General features: G+C 62.5%; 3 protein-coding genes and 1 tRNA gene. 1 reads left to right on the top strand and 3 read right to left on the bottom strand.

The genetic code is table 11. The features are described 5' to 3' along the window. Positions 1-18 precede the first annotated feature (18 nt). Positions 19-102: transfer RNA gene (locus H0W65_RS12140), tRNA-Leu, on the bottom strand. A gap of 201 nt (positions 103-303) precedes the next feature. Next, a complete protein-coding gene (locus H0W65_RS12135) occupies positions 304-678 on the bottom strand; it encodes a DUF805 domain-containing protein (RefSeq protein ID WP_367120148.1) in 375 nt (124 codons plus the stop codon). Between the two features lie 200 nt (positions 679-878). Here H0W65_RS12135 and H0W65_RS12130 point away from each other — a divergent pair, with 200 nt between their 5' ends. Next, entirely contained in the window at positions 879-1,325 is a 447-nt protein-coding gene (locus H0W65_RS12130; RefSeq protein ID WP_294007921.1) for a hypothetical protein, read from the top strand. Between the two features lie 51 nt (positions 1,326-1,376). On the opposite strand, the gene H0W65_RS12125 is transcribed toward H0W65_RS12130, so the two are convergent. Beyond that, positions 1,377-2,307, bottom strand: a 931-nt coding sequence (locus H0W65_RS12125) for a YifB family Mg chelatase-like AAA ATPase (protein ID WP_294007919.1), incomplete at its 5' end; no start/stop codon positions are given.

Genomic DNA, 2,307 nt, shown 5'->3' with positions numbered 1-2,307 from the left:
GGTTCAGGCGATCGGAACTGGTGCCCCCGGTCCGACTCGAACGGACACGTCTTTCGACACTCGATTTTGAGTCGAGCGCGTCTACCATTCCGCCACGGGGGCAGGCTGCGCTCCCTTAGCACGGCCGGAACGCGGAGCAAGCCAAGCGGTTGATCCTACACCCCTACCGCGCTGAATTGTTTTCAACGCTCAGGTTCGGCGCACAATGCCGCGCGCCTCACTGGAGGCTGTTCATGGCTGTCGTTCAGGCCATATGCGAACGCCGGAAACAACCTCCAACGACCTAGGCTATAGTGAAAGGGATCAACTGGCCGCGTAAGGATCGTCGCCGAACCGGTTGGATCCCTTGGTTCCTCCGGAAACGAAGAAAACGAGCAGAACGATCGCGCCGATTAGCGGGATCAGAATAATCAAGAACCACCATCCGCTACGGTCGGTGTCGTGCAATCTTCGGACCCCTACCGCCAATGATGGAATGAGAAGCGCCAAGGACAGCAGGGCTACAAGAATGCCGTACGGACCGAATGCTTTCACCCCCACCATCGAATCCACGATGCTGACTACCAGATACAAGATAACGAACAGCAGATAGAACCACCAATATTCGGCGCGTGGCGCACGGCCCGAAAAATCGGCAAATTTCTCCAATGGGCGCATGGCCCAGTCGATCGGTGTCATTGATTATCCCCTATTAGAACGTCGGACGACTTAGCCGAAACTATTCGATTCGCCAGCCCTTTTTGCGAAGCGCCGGGCCGAGACAATTGACTTGGTCGGTGCCGAGCCATTCCGGTTCGTACCCGGAACAAACTCAGGCCGTGCCCGTTGACGATCAACCGCTGAGCGGGCGGTTTTGGGACTGATTACAGGAGAGAGCCATGCGTAGAATTATCGCACCTTTGATCATGGTCGTGGCCTTGGCCGGATGCAACACCGTGCGCGGCGTGAGCAGCGACGTTAAGTCGGTTGCCGATGCTTTCGACCCGCAGCGAACCTATACGGCCTGCGGCACTTATGGGTCGATCGACAAGAACGCCGACGGCCGCATTTCGCGTGCCGAGTATGATGCATATCGCGGCGGAGCCTATGGCTCTTGGGACAGCAATGGCGACGGGCGGATCAGCCGGTCCGAATATGCCAATTGCTGGTATGGCGGCGGCTTTTACACCAATTACAACCGCGCAGCTTACGAGCCCAGCTACACAATCTTCGACACCAATCGTGACGGCTATCTCAGCGCTAGCGAATATTACAGCGCCAGCGCCTGGCCGGGCCTCGACCGCAACGGCGATGGCATCGTCGATAGCAGCGAATGGCATTGGTAGACTGACGTCGGCCGCCGCAGCTTTCTGAGCTCGCGGCGGCCGTATTTTCATCTAATTGCGCGGGGCCTGGCGTCGGTAGCTGAGAGCCTCTGCGATATGGATGCGGCCGACCTGCTCACTCCACGCGAGGTCGGCGATCGTCCGTGCGACGCGCAGCACGCGATGGTAGCCACGCGCCGACAGGCGCATCGTGGCGGCGGCGTCAGCCAGCAGTTTTTTTCCTGGCTCGTCCGGGGTCGCGACTTGATCTAACAGCTCGCCATCAGCCTCCGCATTGGTCCGCATACCGTAACCGTCGAAGCGCTTGCTCTGCACCGATCGGGCTTGGGCGACACGACGCGCCACCTCCTCGCTTCCCTCGGCCGGCGGTGGAAGCGTGAGGTCGGCGGCGCTGACCCCCTGGACTTCGACATGCAGGTCGATGCGGTCAAGCAGCGGGCCCGACACCTTGGCCTGGTAATCCGCCGCACAGCGCGGCGCACGCGCGCAGGCCAGCGCCGGGTCGCCGAGATGCCCGCAGCGGCACGGGTTCATCGCTGCAATCAGCTGGACCCGCGCCGGAAAGGTAACGTGCATATTGGCGCGCGCCACGCTGACCTTGCCGGTTTCGAGCGGCTGGCGCAGCGAATCGAGCACCGCGCGCTGGAACTCGGGCAGCTCGTCGAGGAACAGCACGCCGAGATGCGCCAGGCTGATCTCTCCTGGCCTGACCTTGAGCCCTCCCCCGACCAGCGCCGGCATCGACGCCGAATGATGCGGGCTGCGGAACGGACGGCGGCGGCGCATCCGGCCGCCGTCGAGCTCGCCGGCGACGCTCGCCACCATCGACACTTCGAGCGCCTCACCCGGTTCGAGTGGCGGCAGGATCGAAGGCAGGCAGGCGGCCAGCAGCGACTTGCCGGCTCCCGGCGGCCCGCTCATCAACAGATTATGCCCGCCCGCCGCGGCGATCTCGAGCGCGCGCTTGGCGACTTCCTGGCCC

The organism is Sphingomonas sp., assembly GCF_013816785.1.
In the GTDB taxonomy this organism is placed as follows: Bacteria; Pseudomonadota; Alphaproteobacteria; order Sphingomonadales; family Sphingomonadaceae; genus Sphingomicrobium.
The sequence above is the reverse complement of the archived record's forward strand: the minus strand, read 5'-3'. Positions and strand labels throughout refer to the sequence as shown.

What these genes read in the sequence shown, in the direction of transcription:
- H0W65_RS12135 (WP_367120148.1), bottom strand. Translation starts at nt 678, where the DNA reads ATGACACCGATCGACTGGGCCATGCGCCCATTGGAGAAATTTGCCGAT.
- H0W65_RS12130 (WP_294007921.1), top strand. Translation starts at nt 879, where the DNA reads ATGCGTAGAATTATCGCACCTTTGATCATGGTCGTGGCCTTGGCCGGA.